Origin of the sequence: Rossellomorea aquimaris (assembly GCF_008180865.1) — a bacterium.
GTDB lineage: Bacteria > Bacillota > Bacilli > Bacillales > Bacillaceae_B > Rossellomorea > Rossellomorea yichunensis.
This window is the reverse complement of the sequence record NZ_VTEX01000004.1, coordinates 147413-165046: the sequence shown is the minus strand read 5'-3', so window position 1 is coordinate 165046 and position 17634 is coordinate 147413. Positions and strand designations below refer to the sequence as shown.

General features: G+C 36.1%; 18 protein-coding genes. 15 read left to right on the top strand and 3 right to left on the bottom strand.

The features are described from left to right. Nucleotides 1-6 precede the first annotated feature (6 nt). The 9 genes from dxs to FZC88_RS16090 all read left to right on the top strand — a co-directional run bounded on the left by dxs (nucleotide 7) and on the right by FZC88_RS16090 (nucleotide 10288). The gene (dxs, locus tag FZC88_RS16130) at nucleotides 7-1899 is read left to right on the top strand and encodes a 1-deoxy-D-xylulose-5-phosphate synthase (protein WP_148995637.1); all 1893 of its coding nucleotides are present in this window, start codon (nucleotides 7-9) and stop codon (nucleotides 1897-1899) included. A 2-nt stretch (nucleotides 1900-1901) separates the two neighbouring features. Continuing rightward, nucleotides 1902-2735 (top strand): TlyA family RNA methyltransferase, encoded by an 834-nt coding sequence (locus FZC88_RS16125; protein ID WP_148995865.1) that lies wholly within the window; start codon nucleotides 1902-1904, stop codon nucleotides 2733-2735. A gap of 253 nt (nucleotides 2736-2988) precedes the next feature. Then, the gene (ahrC, locus tag FZC88_RS16120) at nucleotides 2989-3438 is read left to right on the top strand and encodes a transcriptional regulator AhrC/ArgR (RefSeq protein WP_044340153.1); all 450 of its coding nucleotides are present in this window, start codon (nucleotides 2989-2991) and stop codon (nucleotides 3436-3438) included. 122 nt (nucleotides 3439-3560) lie between these two features. Beyond that, complete coding sequence (gene recN / locus FZC88_RS16115; protein ID WP_148995636.1) at nucleotides 3561-5270, top strand: DNA repair protein RecN; 1710 nt, start codon at nucleotides 3561-3563, stop codon at nucleotides 5268-5270. 126 nt (nucleotides 5271-5396) lie between these two features. After that, nucleotides 5397-6686, top strand: coding sequence for a SpoIVB peptidase (spoIVB, locus tag FZC88_RS16110; RefSeq protein WP_148995635.1), 1290 nt, complete (start codon nucleotides 5397-5399; stop codon nucleotides 6684-6686). Nucleotides 6687-7038: 352 nt separating this feature from the next. Next, the gene (gene spo0A, locus FZC88_RS16105) at nucleotides 7039-7818 is read left to right on the top strand and encodes a sporulation transcription factor Spo0A (RefSeq protein ID WP_148995634.1); all 780 of its coding nucleotides are present in this window, start codon (nucleotides 7039-7041) and stop codon (nucleotides 7816-7818) included. A gap of 178 nt (nucleotides 7819-7996) precedes the next feature. Then, nucleotides 7997-8971 (top strand): tyrosine-type recombinase/integrase, encoded by a 975-nt coding sequence (locus tag FZC88_RS16100; protein ID WP_148995864.1) that lies wholly within the window; start codon nucleotides 7997-7999, stop codon nucleotides 8969-8971. A gap of 15 nt (nucleotides 8972-8986) precedes the next feature. Continuing rightward, the gene (locus FZC88_RS24105) at nucleotides 8987-9247 is read left to right on the top strand and encodes a hypothetical protein (RefSeq protein WP_187443661.1); all 261 of its coding nucleotides are present in this window, start codon (nucleotides 8987-8989) and stop codon (nucleotides 9245-9247) included. A gap of 225 nt (nucleotides 9248-9472) precedes the next feature. Then, on the top strand, nucleotides 9473-10288 hold the full coding sequence (locus FZC88_RS16090; protein WP_148995633.1) for a hypothetical protein: 816 nt from the start codon (nucleotides 9473-9475) through the stop codon (nucleotides 10286-10288). 36 nt (nucleotides 10289-10324) lie between these two features. On the opposite strand, the gene FZC88_RS16085 is transcribed toward FZC88_RS16090, so the two are convergent. Further along, the gene (locus tag FZC88_RS16085) at nucleotides 10325-10654 is read right to left on the bottom strand and encodes a hypothetical protein (protein ID WP_148995632.1); all 330 of its coding nucleotides are present in this window, start codon (nucleotides 10652-10654) and stop codon (nucleotides 10325-10327) included. Between the two features lie 181 nt (nucleotides 10655-10835). Between FZC88_RS16085 and FZC88_RS16080 the strand changes: the two genes are divergently transcribed. The 4 genes from FZC88_RS16080 (at nucleotide 10836) to FZC88_RS16065 (ending at nucleotide 14081) form a co-directional block, all read left to right on the top strand. Beyond that, nucleotides 10836-11594, top strand: a complete 759-nt coding sequence (locus tag FZC88_RS16080) for a hypothetical protein (RefSeq protein WP_148995631.1) — start codon at nucleotides 10836-10838, stop codon at nucleotides 11592-11594. 179 nt (nucleotides 11595-11773) lie between these two features. After that, the gene (locus FZC88_RS16075; RefSeq protein ID WP_148995630.1) at nucleotides 11774-12067 is read left to right on the top strand and encodes a YjcQ family protein; all 294 of its coding nucleotides are present in this window, start codon (nucleotides 11774-11776) and stop codon (nucleotides 12065-12067) included. 153 nt (nucleotides 12068-12220) lie between these two features. Further along, a complete protein-coding gene (locus FZC88_RS16070; protein ID WP_148995629.1) occupies nucleotides 12221-12895 on the top strand; it encodes a hypothetical protein in 675 nt (224 codons plus the stop codon). A gap of 16 nt (nucleotides 12896-12911) precedes the next feature. Beyond that, a complete protein-coding gene (locus tag FZC88_RS16065; RefSeq protein WP_148995628.1) occupies nucleotides 12912-14081 on the top strand; it encodes a hypothetical protein in 1170 nt (389 codons plus the stop codon). 898 nt (nucleotides 14082-14979) lie between these two features. Here FZC88_RS16065 and FZC88_RS16060 read toward each other — a convergent pair. Together FZC88_RS16060 and FZC88_RS16055 are read right to left on the bottom strand one after the other, a co-directional pair. Continuing rightward, the gene (locus FZC88_RS16060; protein WP_148995627.1) at nucleotides 14980-15249 is read right to left on the bottom strand and encodes a hypothetical protein; all 270 of its coding nucleotides are present in this window, start codon (nucleotides 15247-15249) and stop codon (nucleotides 14980-14982) included. Nucleotides 15250-16245: 996 nt separating this feature from the next. Continuing rightward, a complete protein-coding gene (locus FZC88_RS16055; RefSeq protein WP_148995626.1) occupies nucleotides 16246-16683 on the bottom strand; it encodes a hypothetical protein in 438 nt (145 codons plus the stop codon). A gap of 267 nt (nucleotides 16684-16950) precedes the next feature. Here FZC88_RS16055 and FZC88_RS16050 point away from each other — a divergent pair, with 267 nt between their 5' ends. After that, nucleotides 16951-17193 carry a helix-turn-helix domain-containing protein gene (locus FZC88_RS16050; protein WP_187443660.1) on the top strand — a complete coding sequence of 81 codons (243 nt, stop codon included), beginning with the start codon at nucleotides 16951-16953 and terminating at the stop codon, nucleotides 17191-17193. A gap of 1 nt (nucleotide 17194) precedes the next feature. Continuing rightward, entirely contained in the window at nucleotides 17195-17617 is a 423-nt protein-coding gene (locus tag FZC88_RS16045; RefSeq protein WP_148995624.1) for a hypothetical protein, read from the top strand. Nucleotides 17618-17634: the final 17 nt, after the last annotated feature.

Below are 17634 nucleotides of genomic sequence, written 5' to 3'. Positions count from 1 at the left end.
GACCTCATGGATTTATTATCAATAAAGGAGCCTTCTTTTCTTAAAAATATGTCGAATGAACAATTAGAAGAGCTCAGTCAAGAGATTCGCCATTTCTTAATAAAGAATCTATCTAAGACTGGCGGTCATATTGGTCCAAACTTAGGGGTGGTTGAATTAACAGTTGCCCTTCATAAGCATTTCTCAAGTCCAAAAGATAAAATCCTTTGGGATGTTGGTCATCAGTCGTATGTACATAAGATCTTGACTGGCCGTGCTTGTCAGTTTGATACGTTGCGACAATACAAAGGGTTATGTGGTTTCCCTAAACGCAATGAAAGCGATCATGATGTTTGGGAAACGGGGCATAGCTCTACTTCACTATCCGCAGCCATGGGTATGGCAATCGCAAGGGATGTCAAAAAAGAAGATTCATACATCATCCCTGTGATCGGAGATGGCGCCTTAACGGGCGGTATGGCACTCGAGGCACTTAACCACATCGGTCATGAAAAGAAAGATATGATCGTCGTCTTAAATGATAATGAAATGTCCATCGCCCCAAACGTTGGAGCCCTTCACAGTGTCCTTGGCCGATTGCGCACTGCCGGGAAGTACAACTGGGTTAAAGATGAAATGGAATACATTCTTAAACGAATCCCTGCTGTCGGCGGAAAATTAGCAAGTACGGCTGAGCGGGTAAAAGACAGTTTAAAGTATCTATTCGTTTCAGGAATGTTCTTTGAAGAATTAGGTTTTACCTATCTTGGGCCAATCGATGGTCATGATTATAATGATTTATCTGAAAACATCCAGTATGCGAAGAAAACAAAAGGTCCTGTCCTTTTACACGTCATAACGAAAAAAGGGAAAGGGTTTCATCCTGCTGAATCAGACAAGCAGGGCACATGGCATGGTACAGGACCATACAAGATTGACACAGGAGACCTGATTAAGCCTATAAATGCACCACCTTCCTGGAGTGGGCTTGTAAGTGAAACCGTCAGAAAGATTGCCCGTGAGGATGAACGAATTGTCGCAATCACTCCAGCCATGCCTGTGGGGTCCAAACTGCTTGGATTTGCTGAAGAATTCCCCGATCGAATGTTTGATGTAGGGATTGCCGAACAGCATGCCACTACTGTTGCAGCGGGTCTGGCTACCCAGGATATGAAGCCATTCCTGGCCATTTATTCAACCTTCCTGCAAAGGGCGTACGACCAAGTGGTTCACGATATTTGCCGACAAAACTTAAATGTCTTCATCGGGATTGACCGTGCCGGATTAGTAGGTGCCGATGGTGAAACGCATCAAGGTGTATTTGACATCGCCTTTTTAAGACATTTACCGAATATGGTGATCATGATGCCGAAGGACGAAAATGAAGGTCAACACCTTGTCAATACAGCTTTACAGTATAATGATGGTCCAATAGCGTTACGCTATCCTCGTGGAAACGGATATGGAGTGCCCATGGATTCAGAGCTGAAAAACATTCCAATCGGGACATGGGAAGTATTAAAGCAAGGGAAAGATGCTGCTATCCTGACGTTTGGTACAACAATCCCAATGGCGATGGAAGCGGCGGCGGAGCTTGAGAAACAAGGGCTTTCCGTCCGGGTCGTGAATGCGAGATTCATTAAACCAATGGACGAAGCGATGTTAAAGAGTATCCTTGGAGAAGAAATGCCTATTTTAACGATAGAAGAGGCGGTTCTCCAAGGAGGATTCGGAAGCGGTGTTCTTGAGTTCGCACAAGAACAGGGTTACCATAACGCCGTGATTGACCGCATTGGAATTCCTGATTACTTCATCGAGCATGGAAGCGTGAAGGAATTGCTGAACGAAATCGGCATGACTAAAGAAAATGTCGTAGACCGTATTTTAACCATAACACCAAAAAAACAAAAAAGGGCTTAATGATGAAAGTAAAAAAACAACGCGTAGATGTACTCCTGGTAGAACGGGGATTAATCGATACAAGAGAAAAAGCAAAACGAGCTGTCATGGCAGGACTTGTTTACTCAAATGAAGTGAGACTGGACAAGCCTGGGGAAAAAGTGAGTGAAGATATCCCGCTGACGATGAAAGGGAAAGTGATCCCATATGTCAGCCGTGGAGGCTTAAAGCTGGAAAAAGCTTTACAAGTCTTTGATGTAGACGTCAACGATAAAGTGATGATAGATATCGGGGCGTCTACTGGAGGATTTACCGATTGTGCTTTGCAAAACGGGGCAAAGATGTCCTATGCACTTGATGTAGGGTATAACCAGCTTGCCTGGAAGCTTAGACAGGATGAGAGGGTCGTCGTGATGGAAAGAACCAACTTCCGCTACGTAACGCCGACGGATTTACAAGGTGAAATGCCGAGTTTTGCATCCATTGATGTGTCCTTTATTTCCCTTTCACTCATATTACCTGTCCTTAAAACCCTATTGGTTCCTGGTGGGGACTGTATCGCTTTGATTAAGCCACAGTTCGAAGCAGGTAAGAATCAAGTCGGGAAAAAAGGAATTGTAAGGGATCCGGCCGTGCACAAAATGGTAATCGAGAAAATTATGACCCTGGCTATTAAAGAAGGCTATCATATTGCCGGTTTGTCCTATTCCCCTATTACAGGAGGAGATGGGAATATTGAATTCCTGATCCATCTGAAATGGTCCGGGGATGCAGAGAGTGGCGAATCTTTCTTAAGCACTACACCGGATGAGGTTATTGAAGAAGCTCATAATCAGTTAAAAGCGAATACGCAATAAGGAATGGGCTGCTCTTCATGGAAGAGCGGCTTTTCTTTTTGTCCAGCTCCAGGGCTTAGAGGCTCGAGGTCATAAGGCGAACATGCCCAAAATGCAAAAGCGCCTTTCAGGCATGTTCGCCTTATGCTTGTCGGGCCTACCAAGCCGCCTCCGCTTTTCTTTTTTATTGTACTTCCATACAAAATAGGCTAACATAAGCGTAGAGGTATATTTATACAGGTTTTAATCAAATGTAAGAGGTGTATGTTCTATGATGAACAAAGGGCAAAGACATATAAAGATCAGAGAAATCATTACGAATAGAGATGTGGAAACACAGGATGAGCTAGTGGAAAGTCTTAAGAATGCTGGCTTTAATGTGACCCAGGCTACCGTGTCGAGGGATATTAAAGAATTGCATTTAGTTAAAGTGCCGTTGATGGATGGGAGATACAAATATAGTTTGCCTGCTGATCAGCGCTTTAATCCTCTGCAAAAACTTAAGCGTACCCTGACGGATGCGTTTGTCAAAGTGGACCAGGCCGGGCATATGCTGGTCATGAAGACTCTACCTGGTAATGCTAATGCTATCGGTGCTTTAATTGATAACTTGGACTGGGAAGAGATACTGGGAACGATTTGTGGAGATGACACATGTTTGATCATCTGCCGCACTGAAGAAGAGACGAAGATTGTTTCAGAACGTTTTTTAGACATGCTATAAATTGTAGGATCAATTCTAATTTAATGGGCGGGGTATTTGCAGCCCTTCATACAAAATCCAATAGGAAGCTTTTCTTTTAAATTGTTTGAGGGAAAAGTTCCTTTTTATTTGAGGTGAATGTTTTGCTACAAGAACTATCAATCAAAAATTTCGCCATAATTGAATCCCTCTCTCTTTCTTTTGAAGAAGGTCTGACCGTTCTATCAGGGGAGACTGGGGCTGGGAAGTCGATTATCATTGATGCCATTCACTTATTGGTTGGTGGAAGAGGATCCTCGGAATATGTTCGGCATGGGGAGAAGAAGGCTGAAATTGAAGGGTTATTTATTCTTGATAATGAAACGCATCCTTGCTTTGAGAAAGCGGCGAGCTTCGGGATAGAGATCGAAGAAGGCATGATCATCCTTCGTAGAGATATCTCGAGTACAGGGAAAAGTGTTTGCAGGATCAATGGTAAGCTCGTGACGATTGCGATCATGAGGGAACTCGGGGCTTCACTTATTGATATTCATGGACAGCATGAGCATCAAGAGCTGATTAATGAAAGCCTGCATCTTTCCTTATTGGATCAATTCGGCGGAAAAGAGATTGCTTCAGGTCTCTCGAGTTACGGAGAAGTATACAAAGAGTACCTTTCCATTTATAAGCAGCTAAAAAGGCTTAATGAGAACGAGCAGGAGATGGCTCATCGATTGGATCTCATTCAGTTTCAGCTGAAAGAAATTCATGATGCGGATCTGCAATTAAACGAAGATGATGAGCTTATGGAAGAGAAGCGGAAGCTTATGAACTTTGAAAAACTTTTTGAAGCGCTGCAGACTTCTTATGACAGCATACAAGGCGAGAGAAAAGGGCTGGACTGGACAGGCCTTGCCATGAGTCATCTCGAGACAGCTGCAGAGGTGGATTCTCAATATGATAAGACTCTGGAATCTGTTTCGAATGCTTTTTATATGCTTGAAGATGCTGCTCAACAAGTAAGAGGGGAATTAGATCAACTTGAATTTGAACCGAATCGTTTGGATCTCATCGAGACGAGACTGAACGAGATTAACGGTTTAAAGAGAAAGTATGGATCCTCTGTGGAAGAAATTCTCGCATACAGTTCAAAGATTGAAGAAGAAATTGAAACCATCATGAACAAAGATTCTCATGTCGAACATTTACAAAGTAAATTACAATCACTTGAGAAAGACTTATCATTAGAGGCGAGAAATCTGTCGCAAACGAGAAAGCAGTGGGCGAAAAAATTAACTGCAAGTATTCATGAGCAATTAAAGCAACTTTACATGGATAAAACGAAATTTGAAGTCCGTTTTGTGAAAAGTGGGGAAAAAGAATCGTTTTCCTTCCATCATTTTAAAAAGGATGGTTGGGATACAGTGGAGTTTTACATATCCACCAATCCAGGTGAGCCTTTAAAGCCGCTATCCAAAGTGGCTTCAGGTGGAGAACTCTCCCGCATTATGTTAGCCATGAAGACGATCTTTTCCAAGCACCAGGGAATTACCTCCATCATTTTTGATGAGGTGGATACGGGAGTGAGTGGTAGAGTGGCACAAGCCATCGCTGAAAAAATTTACCAAGTAGCCATTCATTCCCAGGTGATGTGTATATCTCACTTGCCACAAGTAGCTGCGATGGCGGATTGTCACTTGTTTATTTCAAAAAAACTTTCAGGCGGCAGAACGAGCACAATGGTTAAACGCCTTCAAGAAAAGGAAAAGATCAAAGAAATCTCCAGAATGATTTCAGGAGTGGAAATTACAGATTTAACATTGGAACATGCAAAGGAATTGTTGCAGTTAGCAGGTTCCATTAAAGAAACATGAAAAGCTATCCAATTCGGGTAGCTTTTTTTTCATGATTACCAGTTATAAATGTGGCTGTTAAAGGCAAAATTAAAACTGTAGCCAATAGTTAGTGTGTGTGGATTAGAAGCGAGGAGAGTGAATATATTGAGTTTAGATTGGTTAAGAAAATGTATAGGTGGAATTCTCCTTGTTTCGCTTTGCCTTATTGGTTTCTACAAACCTGTTCAACAGTTTATCAATACTCCGAACTCTGTAAGGGTGATGGAAGGGGATCAAGTTGCTCTCCCTAAGGCTGCATCCGTTACGACGATGGGTTCGTCTGATAATCAACATGTTCAATTGAAAGAAGAGGAAGGTCAGCTCTCAATCCAAGGAAGTTCTGTAGGCAAGGATGAAGTGGTATTTGAGTTAGCTGGGTTACCCATTAAAAAAGTCGATGTAGAAGTACTGAAAGATTTCAAGGTGATCCCGGGTGGTCAATCCATCGGGGTGAAATTAAATACTGTCGGGGTGTTAGTCGTAGGTCATCATCTGGTTGAAACAGATGCAGGTAAGATGTCTCCAGGCGAAAAAGCCGGAATTCAGGTAGGGGATATGATTACAGAAATAAACGGAACCAAAATTGAAGAACTTGCGGATGTTGCTCCTTTTGTTCAGAAGGCAGGTGAAGAATCACGATCTTTAGACGTTGTGATCAAACGTGAACAGAAGACCGTAAAAACTCAATTGCTCCCGTTAAAAGAAAAAGGGGAAAAAAACTATAAATTAGGGTTGTATATTCGTGATTCTGCAGCTGGAATCGGAACAATGACGTTCTTTGACCCGAAGTCCAAGAAGTATGGGGCGCTTGGCCATGTCATTTCTGATATGGATACAAAAAAACCGATTGTCGTTGAAAACGGTGAAATTGTTCATTCAGAAGTAACGTCCATTCAAAAAGGGACAGACGGAAAACCTGGTGAAAAACTAGCCCGTTTTTCTTCTGATCGGAACGTAATTGGAAATATTACCAGGAACAGTCCATTCGGGATTTTTGGTGAATTAAATCAATCCATAGATAACGATCTCATGGATAAACCAATGCCTATCGCTCTTTCCCATCAAGTGAAAGAAGGACCTGCCCAGATATTGACTGTAGTAGATGGAAAAGATGTAGAAATGTACGATATTGAAATCGTCAGCACCATCCCACAGAAATATCCGGCAACAAAAGGAATGGTATTGAAAGTAACAGATCCCAGGCTGTTGGATAAAACCGGTGGAATTGTCCAAGGCATGAGTGGAAGTCCGATTATTCAAAATGGCAAAGTCATCGGAGCCGTCACACATGTGTTTGTAAATGATCCTACAAGTGGCTATGGCGTTCATATTGAATGGATGCTGAGTGAAGCGGGAATCGATATTTACAAGAAAAATCATGACCGAGCAAGCTAAAAATGGAAAACCCTTACTAAAGTCCCGATCGTGGGTGCTTATAAGGGTTCTTTTTTTTTGTGAAATTAACCATTACAAGAATTTGTAAGACATGATTCAAGAAAAGGACATAGAAAATAAGGAAGGTTTGCCAAAAGCACGATAAACTTGTTAAAATAAAGATTATTCGACAAATCGATGAGTGAATATCGAATAGGGTCGAAATATAAAGAAATCTTTAGAAAATCAAAGAAAATATAATATTTTTCAAGTTTTTTTCAAAAATAAAAGGAATTTAGGTTGCATTGTCGAAAAAGTAATTTAGAATAAAATTACAGAGAAGAATTAATTAGGATTGAGGAGGAAACCTGTAGTGAAATCGATTAAAGTATGTGTTGTGGATGATAACCGTGAACTTACGTCATTATTGGAAGACTACATTGCTTCACAAAATGATATGGAAGTAGTAGGAATTGCTCATAATGGCCAAGATTGTTTAGATTTGTTAGAAGAAGTGGAGCCTGATGTCCTGGTATTGGATATTATTATGCCTCATTTGGACGGGCTCGCTGTGCTCGAACGACTTCGTGAAAAGAAGAGCATTCCTAATGTCATCATGCTGACAGCTTTCGGTCAAGAAGATGTTACGAAGAAAGCCGTCGACCTTGGAGCTTCTTACTTTATCCTAAAGCCATTTGATATGGAAAATCTAGTGAGTCACATTAGACAAGTAAGCGGTAAATCAAACCCAATCATCAAAAAACCTTCCTCACCCAGAATGCATACAGAGCAGAAACCTAGAAACTTAGATGCAAGTATTACAAGCATCATCCACGAAATTGGCGTTCCGGCACATATTAAAGGTTACTTATATTTAAGAGAAGCGATTTCTATGGTTTATAACGATATCGAATTACTTGGTTCAATTACAAAGGTCCTTTACCCTGATATTGCAAAAAAATACAACACAACAGCATCGAGAGTAGAGCGTGCCATTCGACATGCAATTGAAGTAGCATGGAGCAGAGGGAATATCGATTCCATTTCTTCTTTGTTTGGATACACAGTGAGTATGTCAAAAGCAAAGCCGACAAACTCAGAGTTCATTGCGATGGTTGCTGATAAGCTTCGTCTGGAACATATGGCTTCATGAAAGGGTAAGTAGGGTTGGTATCACTGGTTTTTATCCACAACACTAAATTATCGCTATTCAGTGCATGGTGACCAACTAACTTCTTTTTGAACCTATAAATAAACAGTATGTTTACCGAAAGACATCATTTTTTATTGGTATGTAAATTTACCAGTAAAGGATGGTGTCTTTTTTGTTGTTGTCTGATATGGAACTGCAAATGGACAACTTCATGTTGTATTGTTCCAGTAAGAATTTAACTCAAAAAACGTTACGCAGCTATGAACAGACATTAAGGCTATTTGTTCATTACATGGAAGAACAGTTTCAGGTAAATGAAGTGAGTAAGGTTAAATCGGCACATATCAGGCATTACATCAAGTATTTGCGTGAACGTGGTAAATACACTGTAGTTTCTGATACTGCTTCAATGAAAGTGAATCACCCTGACCTTAGAAACGATTACAACAAGCCTATAAGCGATACAACGGTTGCAAATTACTTAAGGAATATCAAAGTATTCTTTAACTATTTACACACTGTAGAACGTGAAATAAAGGTTAATCCTGTAGAAAGCATAAATAACATAAAGCCTGTCCGGAAACAGAAACCTTTATTGAGTAGTGAAGATATCGTTAAAGTGCTTAGGCAGTTTGACACAACTACATTTCATGGTTATCGGAACTGGATAGTAACAAGGTTGCTTTTAGATACAGGCATGAGAATTTCAGAATGTCTAACGTTAAAGGCAGACCACTTTGATTTCAAAAACAAGGCAATATTGATAGAAAATCCAAAGAACCATCAGCAAAGATACGTGTACTTTTCCTTCAGAATGTCGAGTGATATTAAACGTTGGTTGCTTTACCATGATAGGTTCTCTAATAGTGATTTCTTGTTTCCAACTATTCGTGGAACTCAACTGGAGGTAAGGAACTTTGAAAAGTCATTAAGGGATGCTGGAAGGAAAGTAGGTGTGGGAATACATCCACATCAATTAAGGAACAACTTTGCAAAGTATTATTTGCTTCATGGTGGTGATTGGGTTTCGTTATCACGTATCTTAGGGCATTCCAGTGTTGAAGTTACTCAAAAGGCTTATCTTGATTTTACGGATAAGGAAATAGGACAGAAATATCAGAAGCATTCACCTTTAACAAATCTAAAAATTTAAGTAGGAGTGATAGGAATGGAGAACAGATATCAAGTTTTTGACACTGAAGATGAAAAGTTATATTTGGGAGTGGAAAGCCATTACTGGAAAGTATCTGATGCCAAGAAGGTTTATAAGGATTCACTGGTGGACAGTGAAAAAGTTGATGATTCCATATTCCTTGAATTAGCAAGAAGTGGAGAAAAAGAAGTTGAAGCAACTTTATCAATCGGAGTTGAAGAAGCAGAACGTTTTGCACTGACTTTACTGAATTTATGTCACACGATAAGAAAGTAAGGAACTAAGGTTACTACAAAAAAGAAAAAGTCACCTATTGCAGTAGGTGACTAAGTAACACATATACGCTATACGACGCTTTACCACAAAATAAATACGGTACAACGTACTTCAACCTTCATTCTAATAAAAAAATTACAGGATTGCAAGGTGTCTTTAGTGATGCCTTCTTTAGTGTGTTGGTTGTGTACCTTGTTCCAGTTGGAGACAGGAGAACAATTCATAATGGAATCTACATACAAATCAGGGAACATAAACAACTTTAAACACCTTTCTCAATTCAGTGATATAAAGGACTTTAACAATCACTTTGAACAGTGGATGCTTGACGTTAAGAAAGAGTTCACTAAATCAGAATTAGTAGCACTTAAGCGTTTAGTACGTTTTTCTGCAAAGGTATTTGGTGTTTGTAATGCTAAGATTGGAACTTTAACTAAAGCTACACATGAATTAGATGGTCCTGGAATCAGCAGAAGCACATTTAAACGCATGGTGACAAAAGCAAAGCAATTTGGCTTACTCACGGTACATGAAACTGAAAGGAAAAACGGCAGTAAATCAAGCAATGTTTATGTATTTAATTCTTATTCGACAGGTTCTGAACCATCTGAAGTTGATAAATTGAACCAACCACAAACAGACAACCTTTCTAAAACCATTAATCATATTAAAGATATACGTACTGATGATGAAATTAATCAAGTCACTAATGAAAACTATATTCAACAATCAGCCAATGAGAAATTAGGTGCTTCCTTTGTTGGTGAACATGTACCTTCTAACTTTACAAAGTTTGTTAAGTGCTTCTTTGATGATGCTAAGACCATTGAAGAATACTGGAAGATAGTACAGATATCAGCAAGTAAACACAATGTAACAAGTGATGTTGTGGAAACCAGTATTCAAGCTTTCAAAATGCTGATAAGGAGAATGAAACTTGGTAGGGTATGCAATCCATTTGGCTTCTACTGGGGTATTCTTAACAAGAAGCTTAGAACAGTAAGCCTTATGGAAGCCTTCAATACATTGTGGGAAAAGTAAAAAAGGAGAATGGTGTTTATCCATTCCCCTAAGGTTTTAAGTGACACTAATTTCAATAACTGTATTTGGTTCATCAAAAAAGTTGAATTTGACTTTGTGAATAGAATCATGTGTTAGTGCTAATAAGCTATGTTCAACATCTTCAGTGATATGATACTGAAATTCTAATAAGCCGAGAAGTGGTGTATATCTTTTCTTGATGGATGCACAATATAGACTTTTATCATACATAAACATATCTCTCAACTCAATAAGTTCACCCTGAGTAATACCACTGATTGATTTTTCAACAATGTACTTAATCATAGTACTGTGTAGCGTAGAGTCTAAATTTAATTCGATTTTTTTTGTAAGGGTTGCATTCATTCTAATTTCCACCTTTATCATTTTTGTATCTTACAACCCATAAACAACAACGGTTATGAATACAGACATGAATTTTTAAGTTTTTAACTTCACTGGTTACTCATTGAAACTAGTTGATATCATAATAAGTGATGGGTATAATTTCCTGGTAGGCAATTTTAGAATTAAAATGGGGGATATAATGGAATACATAAATGAAATGTGGAAGTTCTTAGGTCAAGTTTCAATTGTAATTGCAATCATAACTTTTTTATTAAAAACATACTTTAAAGGATTTATCGGGCAGATTTTTAAAAAGGAAATTGAAAGCTACAAGCATGAATTAAATCTTTACACTGAAGAACAGAAATTCGATTATCAAAGGAAACTTCATGATTTTAATTTGTATAGGTCTAAAAGGCATGAATCTTATAAGGAATTATATAAATTAGCTTTATCATCACTAAGAAGTTTAAAAAAATCTCAAAGGGAAGAAGTATGGCCGAATTTTGATAAAATAACCTTTGGGGAAGTTGAAGTGTATGTTAGGTCTGAAGTATCTGATGAATATACAGTAACAAAAACATTGTCTGACTTCGAAAGGTATAGAGATGTTTCTTTATTAAAAACTGCTATCAAGGGATACAAACTTAAAAAAACCTTCATTACAATTAATGAGTTTGAAGAGTATTTTAAAGAAAATGAGTTATATTACTCTGAAGAAATTAATGAACTAGTGGTTTCCATTTTACCTACACTTGAAGAAATAGGTAAACTAATTTCAGTACAATCCTTGGCTAAGGAATCAGTTGAATTAGATTTGAAAACTGAAGAAAATGTGTTTAAAGAAAGACTTAATAAACTGGATGATGATATTAAAAATCTTGAACATTCGATTGAAAGAGTTAAAAATCAAATTATTAAAGAATTAAGTATAGGTCAATATGAAGAAATAAACTAGTTGATGTATTTAACATTTTTAGACAATAAAAAAACTCCTTAATTAACAAAAGGAGTTTTTTTCATTCTTAAGTATAGTTGTCTTTATAACAACATGTAAGTCTTCAGACACAAAAAACATTTCCATATAAAGGATTATAAGTGTATTTTGTCGAAATATAGGATTAAAGGGGGAGTAATATGAACCGGAAAAAGCTGTTATATAGTGTACTTATGGAAATAAATCAGGATAACGAACCTAAACAGGATGATTATGAATTAACAGATGAACAATGGGGGGAACTTGCACAATTACTAAAAGATGAAGGATTAGCAAAAGGAATATCTGTTTTCTATGCTGATGATATAGCATACGCAGTAATACTTTCTTCTGCAAAGATAACATTAAAGGGCATTGAATTCTTAGAAAGTAATAGTAGTTGGGCGAAGACTTATAGAGGAGTTAAGGAAGTGCGTGAATGGTTTAAGCTTTAAAGCATAAATACGATTAGTTATATGGAGGTGTTATATATTAATACAATAAAATCAAGCTTATTAGATAATTCCTATGACTTTCTAAATAATTCCTTATACTTTTATCATCTAGCAACCCATGAAGATTACCCTAAGGAATACAAGAGATACTGGATGTTTTCTATTGTAAATATCGTACAATCATTAGAATTAGTTTTTAAAGAAGTATTGCGGAGAGAGAACGAAATATTCTTATACGATAATATTGATAAACCTAAAAATACAGTATCTATAACTAAGGCTATATATAGACTAAAAAATATAATTAAAATTGACTTAAAAGAACAAGATGAAAGAATAATCAATAAAGCAATTGAGATTAGAAACAATATAATCCATTTTGAAGTGGAATTAGACGTTAAAGATTTATCAAATACTTATGTAGTCATTTTTTCTTTTCTTAAGTCATTTCACTATAGATTTTTAAAAAGTGATTTACATGAATTCATTGATAATGAATATTGGGAAGAAGAAAATGAGTTGATTTTAGAAAAATTTAGTAATCCCGATGTACTTCATAAGGAAGCGAATAATTCAAGCGAGTATTTATTAGAGGTCGCTGAATCTCAACTTTACACGTTTTGCATTATCAACGGAGTAGAGTATAAAAGAATAGTGTTTGGTGAAGAAGCCTACGACTATTCTTATGATTTTTGTGGGGATTGTGCGATAAGAAAAGGGCACTACCATGTTAGTGGTTGTGATATGGAAGTTTGTCCAAAATGCCTTGGACAAAAGATAGGTTGCGACTGTACTAACAACGATGAATTATTACATACATCATTTTAAGATAAAGGGGAATACAATGCAGATGCAGAAACAGGATTTAGTAAAAGAGTTGCAAATGCTTCTAAGTGGAAAATCAATGAAACCCTTAAGTGGCAAACCTAAAAAATGCTATAAGTATGGATTAACCGCCATTTTTATTAATATATGTAGTGGGAGACAACTTACAAAAGGTCAGGAAGAAAATTTTCAATGGGTTTACGATATTAAAAAAAACCCCAAGAAATATAATAATAACGAGATACTTGAATTCTTTCAATTTCAAGTGGAGACAAGTTTAAAAGCAAGTGGGTTTTACAATCATGCTGAATACAAAACTATAGATAAGATTATTGAATTATTTAGAGATATTGTAGATGAAACCAAAAAACATGGAACTTATGTAAAACCTGTGGGCATAATAGAAGAAATTCTAGACTTGAAAAAGTTATATAAAAGAATTCATAATAACGTACAATCGCATCATTGGGTAAACATTGATTTGATGTCCGGATTAATTTTAACTGTTCCAGAATTCTTTACATACTCAGATATCATAAATAATTGGAATATATTTGTGGATAAGTTAGAGACGTTTAAAATACGTATGGCTGCCAATCAACAGATTCCTATTATTGAAAAGCAAAATTTCGTAGAAAATAGAAAGCTAAAATATGAAATTGATACGCTAATGAGAACTCTTTGGGTATCTTCAGTTACATTTGTAGAATCTTATTTATATTACATTTTTTATAATGTAAAGCATTCTACATACCAACTTATAACTGATTCTGCAAAAGGTATAATAGACAATCATAAAGTTGAAGATGATGAAATAATTAAAAGATTAATCATTCCAGAATTTGTGACTAGTAACTCAAATGAACTAAATAAACTGGTGAAAGAATACAAGATAATTAATGAAACACGAAATAGGTTTATACATCCTTCAGCGTTCGAAAGTAAGTCTAAAACATCGGAACTATTACCTTTATTGACAACCAACATAAATCAGCTAGTAGATGCATTAGATACTTGTAAGAAGCTTGTAGAAAAAATAGATAGCTACTTACCAGAAGGATTAAAAGTTTTAGTTTGGTGGGATAAAGTAACTCACCCAGATTTTAAAAATTACTCACAAGGGAGTATGGTAAATCAAGATAGTTTACTTTCTACTTTGAAGTATGATGATGAATTTTATTACTATTAATATTGACAAGCTAGAAGATGGGTTATTCAGGAAACTCCAATCTTAGATGACAGCTTAGAACTCCATAACAATAAAATAAGATGCTTTAGATGATGAAAGTAGGCATAAAAAAAGTACCCTGAAGTTATTACTGGTAAGTGATACAGAGACCAGTAAAAGCTTCAGGGTATTGTATGTAATTGGTTAATTGAGATTAAGAATATACTTATCCTTTATTTCTGAATATAGAGAGTAATAACAGATATAGCGTTATGAATTTTGCTTCATTCTTCAGCAAAATATGAAAAGAATTAAATTAGTTATTTTTTATTTATATGTTTTCTGAACGTAGTGAAGGAAACTCTAAACGGTTAATGCTTTATTATACAGAGTTATTAATGGAAACTTTTAAAGAAGTTTAGCAGTTATTTCAGTGTTACCGTTATCTCTTATTTCCTACTAATAGGGTCTTGAAAATGGCATGAAGTAAGACAGATTGTGTCTATTTGTCACACAATTGTCGATATTAGGGACACATTTGTACACATCTTTGTCTTACCGTCATTTCCCTGAATTTGTATAGGGTGGTTATGAATCTCTGTTTACTTCTTTTATACAAGTGGCTTAAACAAGTATCTGAACAGTGCGTAAATGGAGATATACAGAATGTGTGGCTGGTTAGGGTTAAGTACGGTTACAGTGCAATAATATGTCTAAATTGTGAACGAAATAAGGATATTGGTGGGGGTAGTTCGTGTTTAGAGGTGCTGATTTTACCCATGAAATGAACGTGGGAGACAGGGAAGGAAAAGGTAATTAGTTTATTTACGATATCTTCAGTATCACTAGTTTTCAGGGCAAATAAAAAAGTGAACCAGTATAGACTGTTCACCTCAAAGTCGTTCCTATGTAGTTGATATCATGGTGTTAATTGGACGGGTACTTGAATATCAGATAAGGTAACATTCTTGAAGTTGAGAAAATACAGAGTAGATGTTCCTTTTCTAACCGTTGTATAATGGGAGAATTCTGCTTTCAGTGTTCTGAATAAGCTATCAAATAGAAGTATTTCTTGTCCTTTTATCTTGGACATTGATTCAGCCATTTCAAGCACTTCATTATATTTCTCCACTGTTTCTTCTCTTAATACTTTTTTATTATCAAAATCCACAAAATGAACTTTATGCATGTAATCACCTCCTAATGGTTGGTAATTCCAATTATATTATATGTTAGTGGGGATGGGAATACCTTTAATGAGACTTTTATCCTAATTCGTGGAACTTTATTAGGAATATGTTGAAATTTCAATTTATTCATTTTGCATTGGACCAACACTTGTACACCTTTGTATAACTCTTTGTTTTCGGTACTGAAAACGTTGATATAAAGGCAATGTATAAAATCGTGTATACTATTATTTTCTAAGTGTTTCCTTCCATTCAAGAATGCAGTAATAACAAGGGTTAAGATAATATGAAGTTTACATAACGATTGTTATCGGAAGTTGTGAGTGTATTTAATATTCAAATTTATGTATATTGTTATTGTCAAGTAATAGGGGTGTACCTTCTGAAATTTAACAAGGGTCCATCCTTATTTTTAATATGGTGGGGTACTGACTAAATAAAGGGATGCTGATTTTCTATAACAGGCTGGTGTGTACCTTGGTTACTAGATACACCTGTAGTTTTTTATAGTGGAAGCAGTTGTATTACAGAAGGTGAAGATAAGCTGGATACATTCAGGGTTTGCTGGTGTAGATACAGTGTTATATTCCAGTTAGTTCTGTTAGCTTCTGATAAGCTTTAACCAATCTTTGCTTCCTTATTCTATTCAGGTGGTGATTCAGCACAAACTGAAAGGAACTGAAGGCACTTGTGAAGGTGGATGTATCAATAGTTAGTGAATGTTATCTATGTTATTCAGTGAAACTTTAAAGATTAATTGTAATTAATGATGTTCTTCAGTTGGTGCTGATAAAGTTGAATATTAATAATCAATTTATATATAGATGTTTGGAAGGGGGGGTACAAGGGGGACCGGGGGGCTTACTGTCAATAGTAACTCTATCGGACAAATACGCTATATTTTTTGACCTAAACCTTTCCCTTAAAGCCAACTATAATAATGTTTCTATATAGTAAGCTTATAGGGAAAGAGTAGTAGACGAAATATGTTGCTGTTATTCTGAAAACCAACCTGTTTTTATTTTTATATACTCAAATAGAAGTTTTGAACTTATATCCTTTCCTACCCCATAGATTTCATTTATGATTTTTTTTACTTTGGCAGGTTCGTTTTTTACTTCTTTTAATTCGTCCAACTTTTGATTAATTTCTTTAATTTCTTCAGAACTAAAATAGTTTTCTTTTGATGATACAAATTCTTTTAACTCCTCAATCGTGTGATTATATTCTTTGATAGTAATTGATTCAGTTTTACATCCATCAGAAGATAAATCTTCTATTATAACTGTACTCCTTTTGCCAACATTCGCATAAATATCTTTTTTATTGTTAATAGTTCTAATCCCCTTAATTTCCACATCAACATTATCGCCTTCTAAATGCACTCCAGTACCACTATTAATGATAGTGCAATTAGTTATCTTTATGGTCAATTCAACATCCCCTTTTTGAATATTCTTATTTTATTATACTTTCTGTTTGAAAATAATGGAATGTATTATTGTGCCTGTCTTACTTTTTATCATTCTGGCGTACTTAGTAGTAGACAAAATTATAAATGGTTTAAATTTTGTACTGTTATTTTATTTATCAATATCAACTCACTTAAGGAGGTTGGAATATTCCATCCCCTTTTTATTTTGTCAATGACGAATAAATTATTCTCTATAACTACTAATTGAAAGGGATGAATGGAAGGTATGAACGGAATGTTTATCAAACTACTACGACACTTTACTGAACAACTAACACAGGAAGCACTGGCTGAAAAGGTTGGTATTTCTCAATCTACTTTAAGTAAATACGAAGCTGGGATTCTTAAAGTATCACCTGATGCTGAAAGGATTATCAGAAAAGCTTTTACTGAAATGGGATTAGATGAATCAGACCAAATTTTTTTGTATAAAGTTATGAACAATCATAATCAAAAAGGGGATAAATGAAATGGCTAGGAAGTCGAACATACAACGAATTGAAGATATTAAAGGGAACCTTCAAACAGTAATGAAAGCACTTGAAGGGGAACAGATTGAGAGTAAAGGAATCCTTGCAGTAATGATTTCTGAAACCGTTGCAGAAGTAAGGGAAGCTTCTTTTTCTTATGAAGTCAAATTCACACATAAAGATAATACCTTACACTGGAAGCATTTTGAAGCCCGTGGTAAGAAATACAAGGCATTGCTTATTTCTGATTTACAAGAAATTCACCAAGAACTAGGAAAGAGAAATACAAATGTGAACAGGGTTCCGAAGATGCTGAATAAGATACTTCAAACGAATCTCTATAAAAGCTATACAGAATCTTTAATTGGCAAATGGAAATCGCTTTCGCATCATTACAAGCCTGAAGTAATTTCAGTGAAATAGAAAGGGGAACCGGAAGG

Coding starts and splice junctions, on each gene's coding strand:
- dxs (WP_148995637.1), top strand. CDS start 7: ATGGATTTATTATCAATAAAGGAGCCTTCTTTTCTTAAAAATATGTCG.
- FZC88_RS16125 (WP_148995865.1), top strand. CDS start 1,902: ATGAAAGTAAAAAAACAACGCGTAGATGTACTCCTGGTAGAACGGGGA.
- ahrC (WP_044340153.1), top strand. CDS start 2,989: ATGAACAAAGGGCAAAGACATATAAAGATCAGAGAAATCATTACGAAT.
- FZC88_RS24105 (WP_187443661.1), top strand. CDS start 8,987: ATGGAGAACAGATATCAAGTTTTTGACACTGAAGATGAAAAGTTATAT.
- FZC88_RS16090 (WP_148995633.1), top strand. CDS start 9,473: ATGGAATCTACATACAAATCAGGGAACATAAACAACTTTAAACACCTT.
- FZC88_RS16085 (WP_148995632.1), bottom strand. CDS start 10,654: ATGAATGCAACCCTTACAAAAAAAATCGAATTAAATTTAGACTCTACG.
- FZC88_RS16080 (WP_148995631.1), top strand. CDS start 10,836: ATGGAATACATAAATGAAATGTGGAAGTTCTTAGGTCAAGTTTCAATT.
- FZC88_RS16075 (WP_148995630.1), top strand. CDS start 11,774: ATGAACCGGAAAAAGCTGTTATATAGTGTACTTATGGAAATAAATCAG.
- FZC88_RS16070 (WP_148995629.1), top strand. CDS start 12,221: ATGTTTTCTATTGTAAATATCGTACAATCATTAGAATTAGTTTTTAAA.
- FZC88_RS16065 (WP_148995628.1), top strand. CDS start 12,912: ATGCAGATGCAGAAACAGGATTTAGTAAAAGAGTTGCAAATGCTTCTA.
- FZC88_RS16060 (WP_148995627.1), bottom strand. CDS start 15,249: ATGCATAAAGTTCATTTTGTGGATTTTGATAATAAAAAAGTATTAAGA.
- FZC88_RS16050 (WP_187443660.1), top strand. CDS start 16,951: ATGAACGGAATGTTTATCAAACTACTACGACACTTTACTGAACAACTA.
- FZC88_RS16045 (WP_148995624.1), top strand. CDS start 17,195: ATGGCTAGGAAGTCGAACATACAACGAATTGAAGATATTAAAGGGAAC.